The sequence below is a fragment of the Paenibacillus sp. FSL K6-1230 genome (assembly GCF_038002385.1).
GTDB classification, from domain to species: domain Bacteria; phylum Bacillota; class Bacilli; order Paenibacillales; family Paenibacillaceae; genus Paenibacillus; species Paenibacillus massiliensis.
In genome coordinates, this window is record NZ_JBBOCK010000001.1 from 516,092 (window position 1) to 535,194 (window position 19,103).

General features: G+C 53.0%; 11 protein-coding genes. 10 read left to right on the forward strand and 1 reads right to left on the reverse strand.

The features are described from left to right. Position 1 precedes the first annotated feature (1 nt). Entirely contained in the window at positions 2-1,387 is a 1,386-nt protein-coding gene (locus MKX74_RS02300; protein ID WP_341177367.1) for an ADP-ribosylglycohydrolase family protein, read from the forward strand. A 249-nt stretch (positions 1,388-1,636) separates the two neighbouring features. Here the strand turns inward: MKX74_RS02300 and MKX74_RS02305 are convergent, their stop codons facing one another. Next, entirely contained in the window at positions 1,637-3,634 is a 1,998-nt protein-coding gene (locus tag MKX74_RS02305) for a beta-galactosidase (RefSeq protein WP_341177368.1), read from the reverse strand. A 334-nt stretch (positions 3,635-3,968) separates the two neighbouring features. Between MKX74_RS02305 and MKX74_RS02310 the strand changes: the two genes are divergently transcribed. From MKX74_RS02310 to MKX74_RS02350, 9 genes are all read left to right on the forward strand, one after another. Then, entirely contained in the window at positions 3,969-4,934 is a 966-nt protein-coding gene (locus MKX74_RS02310) for an ABC transporter permease (protein ID WP_341177369.1), read from the forward strand. A gap of 36 nt (positions 4,935-4,970) precedes the next feature. Beyond that, positions 4,971-5,855, forward strand: a complete 885-nt coding sequence (locus MKX74_RS02315; protein WP_018887122.1) for a carbohydrate ABC transporter permease — start codon at positions 4,971-4,973, stop codon at positions 5,853-5,855. Positions 5,856-5,965: 110 nt separating this feature from the next. Beyond that, positions 5,966-7,525: an extracellular solute-binding protein gene (locus MKX74_RS02320; RefSeq protein ID WP_341177370.1), complete on the forward strand. Its 1,560-nt coding sequence runs from the start codon at positions 5,966-5,968 to the stop codon at positions 7,523-7,525. 186 nt (positions 7,526-7,711) lie between these two features. Then, positions 7,712-10,153 carry an AraC family transcriptional regulator gene (locus MKX74_RS02325; RefSeq protein ID WP_341177371.1) on the forward strand — a complete coding sequence of 814 codons (2,442 nt, stop codon included), beginning with the start codon at positions 7,712-7,714 and terminating at the stop codon, positions 10,151-10,153. Positions 10,154-10,341: 188 nt separating this feature from the next. Beyond that, the gene (locus tag MKX74_RS02330) at positions 10,342-13,035 is read left to right on the forward strand and encodes an exo-rhamnogalacturonan lyase family protein (RefSeq protein ID WP_341177372.1); all 2,694 of its coding nucleotides are present in this window, start codon (positions 10,342-10,344) and stop codon (positions 13,033-13,035) included. 5 nt (positions 13,036-13,040) lie between these two features. Further along, positions 13,041-13,814 (forward strand): DUF1961 family protein, encoded by a 774-nt coding sequence (locus tag MKX74_RS02335; protein ID WP_341177373.1) that lies wholly within the window; start codon positions 13,041-13,043, stop codon positions 13,812-13,814. Positions 13,815-14,139: 325 nt separating this feature from the next. Further along, positions 14,140-14,943, forward strand: a complete 804-nt coding sequence (locus tag MKX74_RS02340; RefSeq protein WP_341177374.1) for a polysaccharide deacetylase family protein — start codon at positions 14,140-14,142, stop codon at positions 14,941-14,943. A 330-nt stretch (positions 14,944-15,273) separates the two neighbouring features. Further along, positions 15,274-16,542, forward strand: a complete 1,269-nt coding sequence (locus MKX74_RS02345; protein ID WP_341177375.1) for a hypothetical protein — start codon at positions 15,274-15,276, stop codon at positions 16,540-16,542. Between the two features lie 15 nt (positions 16,543-16,557). Further along, positions 16,558-19,095 carry a glycoside hydrolase family 88/105 protein gene (locus tag MKX74_RS02350; RefSeq protein WP_341177376.1) on the forward strand — a complete coding sequence of 846 codons (2,538 nt, stop codon included), beginning with the start codon at positions 16,558-16,560 and terminating at the stop codon, positions 19,093-19,095. The last annotated feature ends 8 nt before the right edge of the window (positions 19,096-19,103 follow it).

Below are 19,103 nucleotides of genomic sequence, written 5' to 3' on the forward strand. Positions count from 1 at the left end.
CATGGCGGGCTGGACAGACTTGCAAGAGACGGTGAGGCTGGAGCTCATACAGCGGGGCGAAGAGGGCTGCGATACGCAGGGCTTTGCGGAGCGCTGGACAGCTGCGGGTCAGGACGAACATAAGCTGCTGGAGCTATATCATGAGCTAATGAACCTTACTGTAACTCCGGAATTCTCCTTCGAGGAGCCTTCAGATCTGGAAGGAATTCGTCGTCTGCGGCCAGATGGCCCACGGACTCTCCAGGCCGACTGGAGTGAGGAGATATGGCAGGATAAATTCCGTGGTGCCTGGCTGGGACGCAGTATTGGCTGCGCGCTCGGCAAGCCGCTGGAGCACCCTGATTATTTGTACGGCAAGGATGGACGACCTGGATGGGAGAATGTCGAGCTCTGGTTCAAGGGGGCGGACGCTTGGCCGATCCAAGGCTATACACCAGAGCATTCCAGAGCTGAACAGGAGTACGGACTGGGGTTGACGGAGCTGGGGCCCTTGAGTGTACGGGAGAAAATTCGCTTCATGGAAAGCGATGATGATATCCGTTATACGATTTTGGGCCTGCTCATGCTGGAGGAGAAGGGGCTGGACTGGGATTCCTGGGATATCGGGAAGCTGTGGCATCGCCGTCTGACGTACAGTCAGGTATGTACAGCAGAGACCCAGGCCTACATGAATTTTGCACAGGAGACTTCTCATCTCCATCCGGGCAAGCCTTCGAACTGGTTGGAGCGCCAGGAGCATGTACGGATGCACTTGAATCCTTATCGGGAATGGATTGGAGCTGCGATTCGTGCCGATGGTCTGGCCTATGGTGTAGCCGGGCGACCAGAGCTGGCAGCAGAGCTGGGCTGGCGCGATGCCTCGTTCTCTCATGTGAAGAATGGCATTTATGGTGAGATGCTGGCTGCGGCTATGATTGCGGCTGCATTCGTGGAGAGCGACAGTGAGCGCATTGTACAGGTTGGCTTAAGTGAGATTCCGAGGACCAGTCGCTTGGCGGCGGATGTTCAGCGCGGCATGGAGATTGGGCTTGAGGCTCGCAATGAACGGGAGCTCGTTAGCCGGATCTGGGATGCCTTCAGTCACTATGATGCCGTCCACACCAATAACAATGCGGCATTGGTAGCGGCATCACTAGTGTATGCGGGCAATGATTTTGAGAAGGCGGTAGTCACTTCTGTATACGGTGGAATGGACACGGACTGCAACGGGGCTACGGTAGGCTCCATTATGGGCGCACGACTCGGTGCATCACAGCTGCCGCAGTCCTGGACAGCTCCGCTAAATGATACGCTGTATGCTGACCTGATCGGCTTTGATCCGGTGTCCATCTCTTCTTGTGCCGAGCGTAGCTATCAGGTATTCCTGAAGCTGCGTCAGCAGGCGTAGAGCAGGAACTTTAGACTAGACTTTGACCGAATCAAATGCGAGTGTAAAGCAGCTGCAAGCGGGGAGCCCTGTCGACTGCTGTTAAGCTTGCTGTTCTTTGATTTAAGTTAAATAGCAGTTGAACAGCAAGCTTAAAGGCAGACACTTCGTTTCTCTATGGCTTCCCCGCTTTCCGCTAACCACGCACGAGAAGCTTCCAAGACCTTATATAAGGCTGGGAAGCTTCTTTTGGCATGGGGTATGATCCTTTTACGCCGGAAAACGAACCGTCCTGTACTCATAAGCTCCGAGCTTGAGCGGCCCGGGAGGCAGCTGTTGTCCGCTCAGGGCGTCCTCTCCCAAATACGGAAGTGTGACGGAGCCGCCATGACCGTCCATATTGACGATTACCCATAGCTCGTAGCCCTCTCCCTGGCGGGGACAGACAATGGTCCCCGAGGTGACATCACTCCGCAACCGAACCTCGGATTGCGCTGCATAATGATCAATCAGTTTGCGTAGCAGCAGATCTCCATCATCACCTGTTGGCAGCGAGCCCAGCATGACGACGGACCCGCGTCCATAGCTGCGTTCGGTAACAAAGGACAAGCCGGGTGTCAGTCCGCCGATGACTTCCCCTATACTGACCGCCTCGCCGGGAAGTGGCTCGAAGAGGGCACTCCATAACGATAAATCCGCCGAGACACCGAAGGCATGGCCGATCGCCCCGGACTGCTCCATCGGGTACGTATACTTCGTCTTGACACCAGCCAACTGTTCGAGCTCCTTGCCCAGCGCAGCATCTGTATGAATCGTATGCTCTTGGGTTCGTCCACCGCTTAAGGGACCTATAATCCAAATGCCACCCTCGGCTACAAATTGCCGAGCCTTAGCCAAATACTCGGGAGATATATAATGAACGAACGGTGTGAGCAGTAGCTTGTATCCACTAAGCTCAGCTCCCTCCGGCAGCAGGTCACGATGAATCCCCATGTTCAGCACGCGCTTGTAGTAATCCCCTAGCAGTCCACGGTAATTCAATCCCCGATGCGGCTCTGTTGCGAAGTACGCCTTGGTACGGTCTGAATAGGTAATGGCTACTTCGGCCTGCACGGGATGGCTATGAAGTAGCCAGGGCTCTAGCTCGCGTCGCGCAGACTCCACCTCCAGGACGTTGGCATAGCCTACCCCGTAATCGCCCCAAGCGCTTAGCACAGCACTGTGCGTCTGCTCACTGCCGCTGCGCTGCTGTCGCCAGAGCCAGTAGCAGAACGCTTCAGCTCCCAGCGCATAGGCAGCTACCGCCTCAGCCTTCAGATATCCATTCGGATGCGGATGAGCATAGCTCTTCAGTGAGCCCGCGAAGGAGGAGCTTGTCTCCATGATCCAGAAGCTCCGGCCCGGCTTGAAATTACGCCACAGGTCACAGTTCAGAAGATACGCGTGCACGTTCTCCTGTGAGGCGTAGGTATCGTATGAGGCGAAGTCGAGATTCTGGTACAGCCGTTCATTATCCACATGAAAGGCAACGCTGCTGTTGTGCGTGATGGGAGCATCCGAATAGCGACGCAGGACAGCCGCCTGCTCATCTGCGAATTCCGCGATCTTCTCCATGGAGAAGAGACGGTACATAGTCCACAGCGAGGAGCTATGCAGGAATGGAGCCGGCCCCGGCTGGGGCACCTGATCGAAGCGCTGATAGCGCTGATTCCAGATATTCGTTCCCCAAGCTTCATTCAACTGCTCGGTAGTACCGTAGCGTGCCTCCAGCCATGCATGCCATAGCCCCAGGCAGGTGCTACACATACATTCGGCTACATGGGCTTTGAATTCATTGTCCAGCTGCCAGCCCACAAGGCCAGGCAATTGCCCGAGCCCCCGTGCGAGATGCTCTGCCAGAATAGCAGCCCGTTCCCGGAAATAGGGATGATTCGTGCAAATGTGCTGACGGGCTCCGTGTCCCATGACTGTGCCTTGCTGATCTACGAAGCAGCGTTCAGGATGCTGATGGGTCATCCAGATCGGCGGAGTAGGCGTAGGTGTGCACATGATCGTATCAATCCCGTGCCGATGCAGACGTTCAATGAAGTCGGCGAACGGCGTGATATTAATACGACCCTCCTCTGGCTCCAGCATACTCCATACGAATTCCCCCATACGGACCAGATTAATTCCGGTCTCCTTCATCAGCCGAATATCCTGCTCCAGCACATCCTCATTCCACAGCTCGGGATACCAGGCGGCCCCGTGATACAGCTTAGCCGTCATATTCGTACAGCCTCCTTGTCTCGTAGGTGAGTAGATATTTCATTGCGTACACCGAACCAATTTTGATTGGCTCCTACCTGAATTTCTCCTATAGTAACTTAACAGGGGAAGCATAAGCGGCGGCGTCATTGCGCGCAATAGTAATGTTTTGCACCGTTTGCACTTTCTTGAAGAGGCCTAGTATCCGGTCAAATCAGGCCAATAACAGCCCCGTTGAAAAAGTCTAATTGCTGGAAAATGCTCCTCATTCCATAATGAACTCACGCAAAGGATTGTGGCATTCCATGGCTGCTTCAATCGTAATTGTTGTGATGACAACCGGAGGTGATTCGTAATGGAGCGTGGAGCAGTTCAGGACCTGGCAGCATCGCAGCCAAGACTGTATCCTAATAAATGGGCACTCCGCAAGAAGAGGCTGATTCGTGATCGTTGGCTGTATATTCTCTTGATCCCAGGTCTGCTGTATTTTCTAATATTCAAGTACATCCCGATGTGGGGGGTCATGTTAGCATTTAAGGATTATCAGCCGTTTTTGGGCTTTTGGAAGAGCGAATGGGTAGGGTTGGAGCATTTCCGTGTGTTTTTTCAAAATCCCGATTTCTTCATGCTGCTGCGCAATACATTGATCCTGTCCTTCTATAATCTTATATTTTTCTTCCCGGCACCGATCATACTGGCGCTGCTGCTGAATGAAATTCGGCTTTCCTTTTATAAGAAAACCATTCAAACTATGGTGTATGTACCACATTTCATCTCTATGGTTATTGTTGCGAGTATGTCTTATGTGCTCTTAACGACGGAAGGCGGCACAATCAATGAAATTGTGTATGCGTTTACAGGGCAAAAAGTTGATTTCCTCGCCAATCCTGACTGGTTCCGTCCGCTGATCATCCTCCAGACCATCTGGAAGGAGTGCGGCTGGGGGACAATCATTTTCCTGGCGGCGCTCTCTGGAGTAGATATGGAGCAGTACGAGGCGGCGACTGTGGATGGCGCGAACCGTTGGCGGCAGATTTGGCATATTACACTTCCAGCTATTCGCAGCACGATTGTTATTTTGTTGATTCTACGTATGGGGACGATCCTCGACAACGGCTTTGAGCAAATCTACCTGATGATGAATGCACTCAACCGTGAAGTGGCGGAGGTATTCGATACGTACGTGTACACACTCGGGATCACACAAGGTGCGTTCAGCTACAGTACTGCTGTAGGGCTGTTCAAGTCGGTGATCGGCGTCATTATGGTACTGGGCACGAACTGGCTGGCCAAGAAGTTTGGTGAGTCCGGCATTTACTAAGCTATGACTAAGATCTTCGGAAGGGAAGGATAGAGCGTGGCCAAACAATATAGAACTGCTGGAGGCGTGACGTTTGACATCTTCAACTATGTCTTCCTCGGTCTAATCGGCATTGTAGCCATTATTCCGTTCATATTCGTCGTGTCCGGCTCCTTCGCGACGGAGGCAGAGATTACGCAGCGTGCTGTATTTCTGATTCCGACTACATTTTCGCTAGATGCGTACCGCTTCATTTTCTCCACGGATACGATTGTGAATAGTATTGGCGTCTCGATCTATGTGACGGTCGTCGGAACGATTGTGAATCTCTTTTGCACCGTCACTATGGCGTATCCATTGGCGAAGAAGCAGCTGATGGGGCGCAATCTGATTCTGAATCTGATCATCTTCACCATGCTGTTCAGCGGCGGGATGATCCCGACGTATCTCGTCATTCGTGAGCTGAATATGCTCGATTCTCTGAACGCCTTGATTTATCCTGCAGCAATCAGTGCCTTCAATCTGATCATTGTGAAGAACTTCTTTCAGGAGCTGCCACTTGAGATGGAGGAGGCTGCCAAGATTGATGGCTGTACCGAGCTTGGGCTGCTATGGCGGATCGTACTCCCACTCTCCAAGCCGGTGCTGGCGACGTTCACTTTGTTCTACGCGGTGGGGCACTGGAACAACTTCTTCTCGGCGCTCTTGTACATCAATGATCCGAGCAAATGGCCCCTGCAGGTCATTCTGCGCCAGATTGTTATGCTATCCCAGTCGGCTGCTGGCGATCTAAGTTCAATGGACCCGAATTTTGTACAGCCACCGGACCAGGCAGTCAAGATGGCGGTCATCGTCGTTGGTACCGTGCCGATTATGCTGGTATATCCATTCCTGCAAAAGCATTTTGCCAAAGGGGTGATGCTGGGCTCTGTGAAGGGCTAAGTTATGGATAGGGAAGCGGAGTTGAAGAGGGTCATTAGCAAATTCTCAGACGAGTAGAGCAAGTTCTCAGACTGGCAAGAAAATGAATAAGTATAATGGAGGGGACATGTATGGCTAACACGAAACGCTGGTTGTCAATGCTGATTGCTGCTATGATGATAGTAACTTTGATCGCAGGTTGTGCCGGTGGCAACTCCGCCAATTCCGGTGATCAGGATCAAGGATCAGCAGGGGCTGATGATGGTGCTTTGAATCTGAATATCATGCTTCCAATCTTCAAAACGAATTATCCGAAGGATGGTAGTCCGACTGCAGCCGAGATTGAGAAGCGCACAGGAACGAAGATCCATTTTGAATGGGTGCCTAATGCTTCCTATGCGGACAAATTCAATATTACACTGGCCTCAGGCAAGCTGCCGCATATTATTTATGTAGGCGATGTCAAGGCATCCAGTTTTGTGAACGCTGCCAAATCAGGCGCCTTCTGGGAGGTTGGTCCTTATCTGAAGGATTACCCGAATCTCAGTCAGGCCAATCCGGTCATTATGAAGAACTCCTCAATTGAAGGCAAGAACTACGGGATCTATCGTGGACGCAACCTCGGTCGTAACGGTATGGCATTCCGGAAGGATTGGCTGGATAAGCTCGGTATGAAGGAGCCAGAGACGGTCGATGACTTCTATAATATGCTGAAGGCATTCAAGGAGCAGGACCCGGATGGCAATGGTCAGGCTGACACCTACGGTATGGTGCTGGTGAAATGGACCGGACAATGGGCAAGTGGCTTCGATACAATCAAGCTATGGTTCAATTCGCCTAATAAATGGGGTGTGAAGGATGGCAAGCTTGTACCGGAGCATGAGTATCCTGAATATTTGGAAGCGCTTAAATTCATGAAAAAGCTCTACGAAGAGAAGCTGATTAACTCAGACTTCCCGGTCATGGACAGCGCCAAATGGACAGATCCGATCGTGAATAACAAGGCTGGCGTAATCGTAGACGTGGTAGACGGTGGAGCACGGATCGACAATCGGATTCACGCTGCGCTGGAGAAATCAGGTCAGGATCAGCCGGACCAGCACTATATTGATGTTAATGGTGGAGTCAAGGGTCCAGATGGTCAACTGCGTACGCTGCCGACTTCAGGCTTCTCAGGAATCCTGGCCATTCCGAAATCCACGGTGAAGACGGAGGATGAGCTGAAAAAGGTACTGAAATTCCTCGATCAGCTGAACGATGCCGATAATCAGACACTGTTGAACTATGGCCTGGAAGGCAAGCACTATGCCATAGTGGACGGAGCCGTAGAGCGTTCCAAGGATACAGTCCTGCTGGAGAGTGAGGTTGAGGGACTGAACCAAATGCTGGCATTCATCCCTGAGGATCGCACGGCCAAGGTGAAGCAGACGCCTCTGTTGATCAAGCAAAATGCTGTACAGAAGGCCAATGAGGAGTTCATTGTGAATAATCCGGCGGAGGCCTTCATCTCCAAGGTATATTCACAAAAGGGCTCGCAGCTGGACAATATCATCAACGACGCACGTATTAAATTCATTGTAGGACAGCTTGACGAAGCAGGCCTGAAGGCTGCATTTGAGGTATGGCGCAACACAGGCGGAGATGAACTGGTAAATGAAATGAACGAGCTGTACGCGAATTCCGAGAAGTAAGGGCCACTTACGATAGTTAGATCCTGCTATGGCTGACATAGGCTCCATTCATCGTGGAGTCTGTGCCAGCCATGAAGCAGTATATTACTTCGAAAGGTTGTCCAAGGCAGCATCCCAGTAGCGATAGCAACCATGGCGTATAGAGCAGCAAGATGTGTGTGCTCTCATGGATGCAGATCCAGTCGGATGGAGCCGAAGGAGAAGCGTATAGTTCGGCTTCACTTCAAATCTAATTCGGCTGGTGAGAGCACATTGAAAAGGATCGCGATGCAATGGAGTCGGTACAGTCCGTTCCGGGCGGGACACCGGGGACGGTATTTTCGTAGTAACTTGACTATAGTCCTCGTCGTGTCCTCCATTCCTGGATTCATTATTGGTGCAATGATCTATTGGATGGCTGGCGGCAGACTGGAGAGTGAGCTGCTGGCGAACCACAATCGTCAGATCGAGCAGCGGGCAGCTTACATGAATGATCAATTAACGAATCTGGAGCTCATGCTGGCGCATTGGGCCTTCGATCCGAAGTTCGATTACAGTCTCAAGGGAATGGATTTCACGCTGAACCATGAACGGGCGTGGGATATTACGAAGACACTGGTGGTCATGCAGGGCTCTAGCTCCATGGCAAAACAGGTAGAGCTGTATTTGTCAGAGGAGCAGCCTGTTCTATTCAATCCCGAGTATGGTCTCGTGTCCTCTGCTGCGGTAGTCGAGCGCTATGAGAAGCTGATGGAGCAGGAACAGAGCACCTACTGGGCGCAGTGGGCGTTTGATCCCAATCGACCTTGGGAGAAGGACCTGACGCTGGTGCACCATATTCCTGGTGGCAGCCAGAGCCCGAACGGAGCTCTGCTGATGCGCATGGATTCAGAGAAGGTAGCCGCCATGCTGAAGACGATGATGCCTTACAAAAACGGCGAGACCTTCCTGCTGAGGACAACAGGGGATCTGTTCGTCTCAGCCGGGGGGAGTACGGAGGACGCTCCTTTCGTGAGCGCCCTGCGCAGCGCCATTCAGGAGCAGCGTGCCTCCGGGAGCTCGTCCTCGTTCCTGTTCAAGTGGGAGGATGTGACCTACGCTGTTACTTATGGCAGCTTCTCTCGGATTGCTGCGGAATGGCTGTATGTCTCGGCTTCTCCAATCACGAATATTACGGCTCCTGTCATTTTTATTTCTCGTCTGATCTTTGCGGTAAGCTCTTGTGCGTTACTGCTGGCAGCTATCCTGTCTTGGTTCGCCTCGCGGAAGATTTATTCTCCTGTCAGAAGGCTCATGCAGACGTTAATGCCAGAGGATGCGGCTGCTCATGCCCGAGTGGATGAGTTCTCCGTGATTGAGCAGCGCTGGCTACATCTATACGGGGAGAGTCACGCGCTACAGTACACGCTATCCGAGCAGCTTCCCCAGGTGAAGGAGAGCTTCCTGCATCAGCTTTTCCAAGGGAATATGTATGCTTATTCTGAGCAGGAGCTTCGTAAGCGAATGGAACGCTATCAATGGAGTATGGACAACTGCCAATTGGTGGTGCTCTATATTCAATTAACAGGGATCTCCAGCCTGGAGGGGAAATTCAGGGATGGTGACGAGAGTCTGGTATCCTTCGCGGCTGTTAATATCATGGGTGAGATGGCTGCTGAACACTTTCACCAAGCGGAGAGTATCCATTTCCACGATCTGACAGCTGGCTTGCTTATTATGGGGACACCTGAAGAACAGCTGTTGAAGCAGGTACAGACCTTCGCAGAGGAATTGACAGGGGCGATCAATCGCATGCTCAAGATGAGAGTGACGATTGCTTTTGCCGCCCCGACGGACCGGGTATCAGCGGTTCCGCTGCTCTTCGAATCCGTGAAGCAGGCTGCCAGCTATCGTCAGTTCAGTGGAGAGAATCAGATCATCAATCTGGAGCAGATGGATCGTACTGGCGAAGCAGCGCCAGACTCGCAGTATTCCTTTACATTGGAACGGGGGCTCATTCAGGCTCTTCGTATGGGAGAGGCGGATGAGGCCTATCGTCTGCTGGAGGAGTTCCTGGAGGCGCTATGTGCAGATGGTGCGAAGGCGATAGATGTGCAGCAGGGCATGCTGCACCTGCTCGGGAGTATCCAGCATGCGATTATGATATCAGGCGTTCACCCTAACCAGCTGTTCAAGGGTGCGAATATGTATGCTGCGCTGTCGCAGATTCATGAGCCGCGTCTCATTCTCGACTGGTTCAGATCGAAGGTGGTCGCTCCGTTCCTGAAGGAGATGGCAGAACGCTCGGACGCCGGCCTCCGACGGACCGTGGAGCAGGTAATGGCTTATATGAACGAGAATTACATGCACAATATTTCGCTGGATAGCTGCGCTGATTATACGGGCACAAGTCCGTTTGTACTCAGCAAGTGGTTCAAGAAGGTCACAGGGAAGAACTTCATTGATTATCTAACGGAGCTACGGCTGGATAAGGCCAAGGAGCTGCTGCGGGATACCTCGTTGTTGATTAACGATGTGGCGGTACAGGTTGGATATCAGCATAGCTACTTCAATCGGATCTTCAAGAAGCAGGAGGGAATGACCCCGACGCATTATCGCAAGCTGTACCAGCAGGACAGCTCTGAATCTGCCCGGCAGGACGGGAAATAGTGGCGTATTGCTTATGTGCTTTTTTTCATGATGATACTTAATACCACTTGAATACTTCAATACTATTAGGATATTTCATTAAATATGAGACTACTTTATTACTCTCGAATCACCGAATTACTGTGCTGTCCTGCTCAGGTTGCTGCTTCTTGGACCTCAAGAAGCAGCTTCACTATAAGGAGATGATTATGTTGAACATGGTGCCAAGGATTCCTCTACGCTGGCTACATAAGCCGACCATCACCACAGGAGTAACCTGGGGGGTGCCGTGGAGAAAAGGAGAGCTGTCTCGCAAGGAGTTGCCTCACTTGGTTGCAAGCAGGCAGAAGCATGATGTCGAGCTCCCACTACAGAGCCGCCCAGCCGCCTACTGGCCCGACGGCAGCATCAAGTGGTCCTTCCATACCGCCATCTGTGAGGATTCCCAAGTTGGAGATGAAGAATGGATTCTGACTGAGGCAACAGATCCCAAGGGTCTAGATGCAACAGAGATACAAGCCCTTCATCCCCGAGTGGCTGTTCAGGAGACGCAGGAGACCTTCATCATAGACACAGGTGTTATGACCTGTATAGTGAACAAGCAGGGACGAGGATTGCTCCGCAGTATCCACCGAAGATCAGGTGCGGCAATCCCTGTCTCCATAGTAAGCGCTCCGGCTACAAATGGAATGGTACAGCTGTGCGATGGGGGCGAATTGGTCTGTATACGTGAGGTGCAGGATCGGGTCTCCGGGACCGTGACGATCCGGGAGGAGAGCTTCGCGGGGCATACCCGGAATGTTTTACTGGAGCAGGATGGTCCGCTGCAGGCTGTGCTGAAGCTGGAGGGAAGACACCGTTCCGTATCCAGCTCAGGTTCGCGGGAATGGCTGCCATACACGCTGCGTCTGTATTTCCATGCCGGACTGGATTCTATAAGGGTGGTACATACCTTTCATTACGATGGGAACCCGCATCAGGATTATATCAGAGGACTCGGAATACGGTTCAGCATTCCTATGCGTGGGCCGCTCTATAATCGCCATGTTCGTTTTGGTGGTGACCGTGGCCTGTTCAGTGAATCGCCCAAGACGTTGCATACCCGGCGCACGAAGGGGAAATATCAGGAGCTGTTCACAGATCAGACTGAGGGTCGCCCCGTAGCCTTCGACGCGGATGAGGATGCCTATTTTCTCAGCCTGCTCGCGGATTCGGCGACCTGGAACGGCTTCAGGATCGTACAGGACTCCGCAGATCACTACCGGATCGTCAAGCGCACAGCTGAGGGCAATGCCTGGATCAAGGCAGCCGAAGGGCGTCGTGCTGGTGGTCTGGGGTACATTGGCTCGGAGGGTGGCGGCGTAGCAGTAGGACTGAAGGATAGCTGGCGCAAATATCCCTCGGGCATGGAGATTGAAGCAGCCGCGACGGATAGCGCAAGCTTGACGGTCTGGTTCTGGTCCCCGGAAGCGGGAGCTATGGACCTAAGGCATTACGATACGGAAACGCATGTGGAATCATCCTATGAAGGAGCGGAGGAGCTGCGAGCGACACCGTATGGAATTGCGAACACGAACGAGCTGACGCTCTGGTGCACGGAGCAGACACCAGACAGGGAAGGGCTGGCGCGAATGCAGACAGCGGTGGATACGCCTGCAAGGCTCGTGTGTACACCGGAGTATTACCATGAGGCCGCTGCCTTTGGGATCTGGAGTCTGCCAGATCGAAGCACACCGTCCAAGAGCTATCTGGAGGATCGGTTGGATGGGATTATCGAATTCTATCTGGAGGAGATCGAGCAGCGTAGATGGTACGGCTTCTGGGACTATGGCGACTTCATGCATAGCTATGATCCAGTGCGGCATGTCTGGAATTACGATCTGGGTGGCTGTGCCTGGCAGAACGGTGAGCTGGTGCCGAATATGTGGTTGTGGCTGACGTTCTTGCGGACCGGACGCGCAGATGTATTCCGAATGGCCGAAGCGATGACTCGGCATACGAGCGAGGTGGATTCCTACCATTTTGGAGAATATGCTGGCTTGGGCTCGCGTCATAACGTCATTCACTGGGGCTGCGGCTGCAAGGAAGCACGGATCGCCATGGCAGGCCTCCACCGCTACTATTACTATCTGACCGGTGATGAGCGGATCGGGGATGTTATGGATGATGTGAAGGATGCGGATTTCAGTACCGTGACACTGGACCCGATGCGGGCTTATTTCCCGAAGGACGAATTTCCGACTCATGTTCGGGTAGGACCAGACTGGGCGGCCTTCAGCTCGAATTGGATGACAAGGTGGGAGCGATTCGAAGATTCGGCTTACCGTGACAAGATTCTGACGGGGATCGAATGCATCAAGGGAGCGAATCTGCGCTTGCTGTCGGGACCTACCTATGGCTACGATCCCAAGACCGGGATACTTTACGGCATGGGGGACGACAATTGGGGCAGACACCTCGCCATTAGTATGGGCGGTCCGCAGGTCTGGTTCGAGCTGGCAGCCATGCTGGAGGACCCGGAGTGGGAGGATATGCTCGCGGAATTCGGTGTCTTCTACAATCTGCCACAGGAAGAGAAGGACGCCATCACAGGAGGGATCATCAATGGTCCACTTCGCTTCGAGCACGCTGTATTGAGTGTGGGTATTGCTGCTTATGGAGCGTATTACCGACAGGATACGGCTACGGCTGAGCGTTGCTGGAGCATTTTGCTGGCCAATCCGTTCGGGCGTGTGAATCTGCAGCATGAAGCTGCACGAGTGCAGTATGTCCATGAGCTGAGTGAGATTGACTGGATGAATACCAATGAAGCCTCGCAGTGGTCCATCAATGCCATTATTAGCCTGGAGCTGATCGCTGCTGAACTGCCTGAGGATGCAGCGGCGATTGCTGCTCGTGCCTAAGAGGTATGGGCTCTGAATGGATGCCAGAGAAAAGCAAACGGGAGGTGGAGGATATGACGCACACTGAACGTCCTGTCTTGATTCCACAGCAGTGGGAACGAGTCTATTATAATCCACTCGCATCTCCGGCGGATGTTAGCAGCTTCCGTCTGGAGGGGCAGGGGGCTGTGACCTTCCCTATGGGTCGAATGCGGCTCGAAAGCACACTGGACCCGAAGGAAGGACAGCGTGCCAATGTCGTATATTGGTGCCCTGTGAGCTTTCCAGCGGACTGTGCAATTACTTGGCGCTTCCGTCCTTTGCGGGAACCGGGGTTGGCCATTATGTTCTTCACTGCCAGCGGCCAGGGCGGGCGGGATCTGTTCGATCCTGCATTGGCAGTCCGTACTGGTGAATATAACCAATATCATCACGGGGATATCGATGCATTTCATGTCTCGTATTTCCGTCGAATGTGGGCGGAGGAACGCGGCTTTCATACCTGTAACCTACGGAAAAGCTATGGCTTCCATCTGGTAGCACAGGGCGCCGATCCGCTCCCGGGTGTGGAGGACATGCGAGATGCGTATGACATCCTGGTGCTGAAGCAAGGTGCGGAGCTTACTTTTGCCATCAACGGCTTGCCGATCTTCCGTTGGACAGATGATGGGGAGAGCTATGGTCCATTGCTTGGAGGTGGGTATATCGGCTTTCGACAGATGGCACCACTGATTGCGGAATATGCCCATCTGTCTGTGTATGCACCACTGGCATCGTCTCAAGCAGAAGAGCTGCAATAAGCAAGAGAAATGGTTATGGAGCGGCCTACCGGATCGCATGATCGCATGATCGCATGTTGGCTGTATAGAGGGAGCACGAGTAAGAATGAGTAAGTATGGGGAAGTGTGACGAAGCAAGAGGGAGAGTGAAGAAGAACAAGGAAGAACAAGGGAAAATAAGAAGTAGGAAGAAGCAATAAAGAGCAATAAAGAGCAATAAAGAGCAATAAAGAGCAATAAAGAAGTAAGAGAAGTAAATAGAGTACGAGGTTTCACGTTAGGATATACGAGCACAAAAAGGGAAAATAGTTGATGAAGTTGAGATAGAAAAGGAGTGCATGCGATCATGCCTAGTATTTATTACTGTTATCCGCAAGGTCGGCATAAAGCGCTTACCATGAGCTATGACGATGGGAAGCGAGCCGATGAACGACTCGTAGGCTTGTTCAACCAATACGGCATCAAAGGTACCTTTCACCTGAATTCAGGTCTGCTGGATCAGCCTGAGCGGATTCCCGCGGATGAGCTTGTGGAGCTGTATCGTGGTCACGAGATTTCTGTGCACACCCAGACGCATCCTACACTCGCACGGTGTCCTATGGAGCAGATCGTCCATGAAATCGTGGAGGACCGCAAGTACTTCGAGAGCCTGCTGCGTACACCCATTCGAGGAATGTCCTATCCAAATGGTTCCTATAACAAGGATATAATAAGCGTTCTTCCGTCGCTCGGGATGGAGTATGCACGTGTGGTGCCGACCACCCGAGGTGACTTCGGGCTGCCTGAGGATTGGCTGGAGTGGAAAATGACCTGTCATCATAACGATCACCTGATGGAGCACGGGGAGAATTTTGCGGCCCTGCACAAGCGGCAGTACCTCTACCTGATGGCGGTGTGGGGACATAGCTATGAGTTCGATCAGGACAACAACTGGGAGGTCATGGAGCGTTTTTGTGAGCTCATAGGACAACGTGAGGATATCTGGTATGCGACGAATATTGAAATCGTCCATTATCTAAAGGCGTGTAACCAGCTGATCTTCTCCGCTGCTCGTGATTTTGTCTACAATCCAGGGGCTTTCTCCGTGTGGCTGGCAGTTGATGGCTCGATCGTGGAGGTTCCCGGGGGCGCTCAGGTGGACCTGAACTAAGTACCTTGACCAGATCAAATGTGAGTGTAGAGCCGCTGCAAGCGGGGAGCCCTGTCAACCACTGTTAAGCTTGCTGTTCTTTCCAACGAAATGGAAAAGCTGATGAACAGCAAGCTTAAAGGCGGCCACTGTCGTTTCTCTAGGGCTTCCCCGCTTTCTGCTTACCCCGCTCTCTGCAGATCATTCCAACCCGAAATCGCATGCAGTCAAGGCACTAGGGTTGTTGCTTCAATTGAGGGATGTGTCTGCTAAGGAATGTATCTGCTCGAACTCGACTGTATTCGTAAAGATGGCATGGATTCGTGTGAAGAAGAGACAGGAGGACTGGTTATGGAAGCACTTATTCAAAAGTTGGCCCCGCATTGTCTTGCGGATATTGATATTACGGCTGCTGGCCCGCGGTGCAAGCTGCTGCTGGGCGATCTGAATGGAGATGGACGTGCGGAGCTGCTACTCGTGCAGCCAGACAACCGCCAGGATGTTCGCTATATTCCGCATCAGGTGCAGTGTCTCACGGCTTACGATCTGGAGGGAAGGCTTCTATGGCAGACAGGGAAGCCCGACCCGGGTGCAGGGAAGCAGGGCTCAGATTATCCTGTTCAAATCTACGACATTGACGGCGATGGACAGCTTGAGGTGCTGTGTGTAATGGATGGACGTTTTCATATCTTAGACGGTAACACTGGGCAGGTAAAAGCCGTGCATGATCTTCCGTCCGAGCATGCACATGACTGTATTATCATTGCCAATCTGACAGGGGGGGACCATCCCACGGATATTATCCTCAAGGATCGGTATCACCAGCTATGGGCACTTGACCGGGACTTCAATCTGCTGTGGACACATAAGGGCAATGTAGGGCATTTCCCGTGGGTGTATGACCTGGATGGAGATGGGCTGGATGAGGTCATGGCCGGGTATGACCTGCTGGATGCCAAGGGACAGCTGCGCTGGAGCTGCCATGATCTGGACGATCATGCGGACTGCATCTGGGTCGGTGATGTCAATGGCGATGGACTACCTGAGCTGGTCATCGGCGGCAGTGTGACGGTGATGTACGATCGGAACGGACAGGAGCTGTGGCGCTACGAGGGCTCGATTGAATCTCAGCATCTGGCTCTGGGACGATTCCTGAAGGATCAGCCAGGACTGCAGGTAGCCGGGCTTGACCGAATGGTACGGGAGGATGATGGCAAAGGATTAAAGGGCAAGGATGCCCTGTTCCTGCTTGATCACGAAGGCCGTGAGGTGTGGAAGGAAGAACGGACGACAGGCGGATGGCTGACGATTGTAGAGACGGTAGGTCACTGGGAGCAGGACGCACTGGATTACATTCTGGCCTATCGTCGGGGCGGAGGCGTGTATCCGGGCCTCTATGATGGTGAAATGAACAGAGTTGTGCAGTTCCCTCATGAAGGCTATGCTGCGCACGGGGATTTGCTGGGAACCGGACTTGAGCAGGTCATTATCTATGATGATGAGACTGCAAAGGTTTTTGCCTCTGCACCTATGGAATTGACCCCGGCTGCTGCCAAGCCGTTGAAGCAGAGCAAGCGTCTTTATAGCTCAACATTGTATCCTGGTGGAGAATGGGTCTGAGAGGAGGAGCGGACGATGAGCAGATTGGTTGAGAAGAATACGGACAATACGAAGGATGTAAAAGATTTAAAGGCTTTGCCTGCCATGATCCATTCAAGCACGGCTGTCCAAATAAGCGATGCCGCGGCTCACATTCCGACGTATTTTCCTCCTCATCATAGTATCAGCCGATATGCGGGAACGCAGATCGAGCAGGTGCTGACAGCTGTCGCTGGGCGCTTCGTGGGTGCACACCCGGCTCACCCCCCGGTGTATCGTGTCCATTCGGAGCGCGGCTTCCGGCGCTTGCCGGATTGTCGCTATGATATGAATCTGCATGAGAGATTCCCGTCTGTACAATCGGGCGACTTCGTCTATGTGTGGGGAAAGCTGTGGAGTGACACGGAGGCTGAGCTTCCTTTTGCGATCAGCTGCTACAGCCCCGCCCGGGTCTATATCAATGGGAGAAGCGTATTTCGTTCCAATCTGAACGAGGATGTGTTCCCTGAGCGGCGAAGCTATTTTCGGGCTAAGCTGGATGCGGGCTGGAACCATATCGTACTGGAATTCGTGGCTGTCGGCACAGGCTGCGGCGGTATATTCGGTACAGGCAGTGTGAAAGGAGCCCCGCTGCACTTCCTGATGCCGACTGACGAGCATAGCGGCTGTGAAGGCTGGCTATACAGTGCTCCACAGCAGCAGCGGTGGACCGTGTGGCCTGGCCAGTCTATGGCAGATTCGTCTGTAGCCAATATGCCCCATGGACAGCAGGCAACCGTCTCTTGTGCGATGAAGGACGGAGGAGCTGATGCCAACGAGGAGGTATCCTCTGCTTCATGGGGACATGAAGAAGCCGACTTTGCCGCAAGATGTACGTGGTATCCTGACCTCCGCTGGACTGAGCAGGAGCAGCAGGAGGGACAGCTCTCTCGTATCTTTGGTGTGAAGCAGGATGCCGTAGCGTTCTCCTGGTGCAGCATTGAATCTATGAATCCAGAGCCGATCCTTGTGAAGCTATACGGGTCCTGCCGGGCCATCTCGTCCCTTGCGGTGTACCTTGACGGCACACTGGTCAGTAACAAGGCACAGGATCGTGACCAGCTAGTCGTTCCATTGCGACTGGAATTTGGTCGCCATGAACTGATTGTGGAATCCGTATGTGATGGGGAAGGCTGGGGCTTCGAGCTGGAATTGGAGTCAGACGCAGACATGGGTCCAGATCTAGACTCAGCCTTTGACGATACCGCTTCATCGGTACTCCAGGCCAGTGCACCAGAAGATCGTGTGCACCGTAGGAGCGATCATACTGCTATGCAAAAGGTCCGTCTCGTACAGCCTTATCGCATTGAGGGCTCGACTGATGCGTGGCTGCATCTGGGGCCATTCGAGGTCGAGGACGCCCCGTCTGTAGCCTCTTTACCTACAGTTCGTGCGCTGCTGGGCGAGGAAGCCTCAGCCCAATTCTGGCGTGTGGATCAGCCCGACAGTTGGGTGCGCCCCTATACAGAGACGGCGATGTATGGGCGCTGGAACTATCCGCTGGGGGTCACACTATATGGTCTGCTGGCCACAGGGCAGGAGCTGTCGCAGCCTTATTTTGCAGACTATGCACAAGGACACATCGAACAATGTACTTCATTGCATACCTATGCGGTCTGGGACCGCGATCGCTTCGGAGCACCAGGAATTAACCATCAGCTCACCTTGATAGATTCGCTGGATGATTGTGGCTCCTTCGGTGCCGCCATGCTAGTAGCCCATCGAATGCGTCCATTACAGGGAGCTGTGAAGGCCGCAGCAGATATCGCTGCTTATATCACACAGGTGCAGGATCGGCAGGAGGATGGCGCTCTATACCGTGCAGCAGGGACTACGGATTTCATGAAGGATACGATGTGGTGCGATGATCTGTACATGAGCACGCCGTTCCTGACGGAGTATTACCGATTGACTGGAGAGGCAGCCTATCTGGAGGATGCAGCTCGGCAGTTCCTGCTGTACCGCAAGCGGATGTTCCAACCGGAGCTGGGCATCATGCATCATGTATATGATATCAAGTTCGACAAGCCCAACGGGGTGCCGTGGGGCCGAGGGAACGGCTGGGTTATTTTCTCCCTCACAGAGCTGTTGACCGTGATGCCAGAGGAGCATGAGCTGCGGGAGGAGCTGCTTCATTTCTGGAATGAGCTTGCCTATGGGTATTTGCGGCTGCAGGATCAGCAGGGCTTGTGGCATCAGGTGCTCACCGACCCTGAATCGTATGCGGAGGCATCATGTACATCCATGTTCATCTATGCGTATGCGCGTGGTGTGCGTCTGGGCTGGGCAAGTGAGACGGATATGTTCATCTCATCAGCTCAGCGTGGTTGGGAGGGACTATCCCGCTACTGTATTGACAAGGGTGGCAATGTATATGGTGTCTGCCGCGGCTCAGGCTATTCCTTCAACAAGCTGTATTACAAGGAAGAGCTGGATTGGCAGCTCAATGACACACATGGGATTGGAATTGTGCTGCTGGCTGGTGTGGAGCTGCTGCGTCTTACGCGTAGCTTGACGACAGGGCATGACGAATAGAGCTTAAC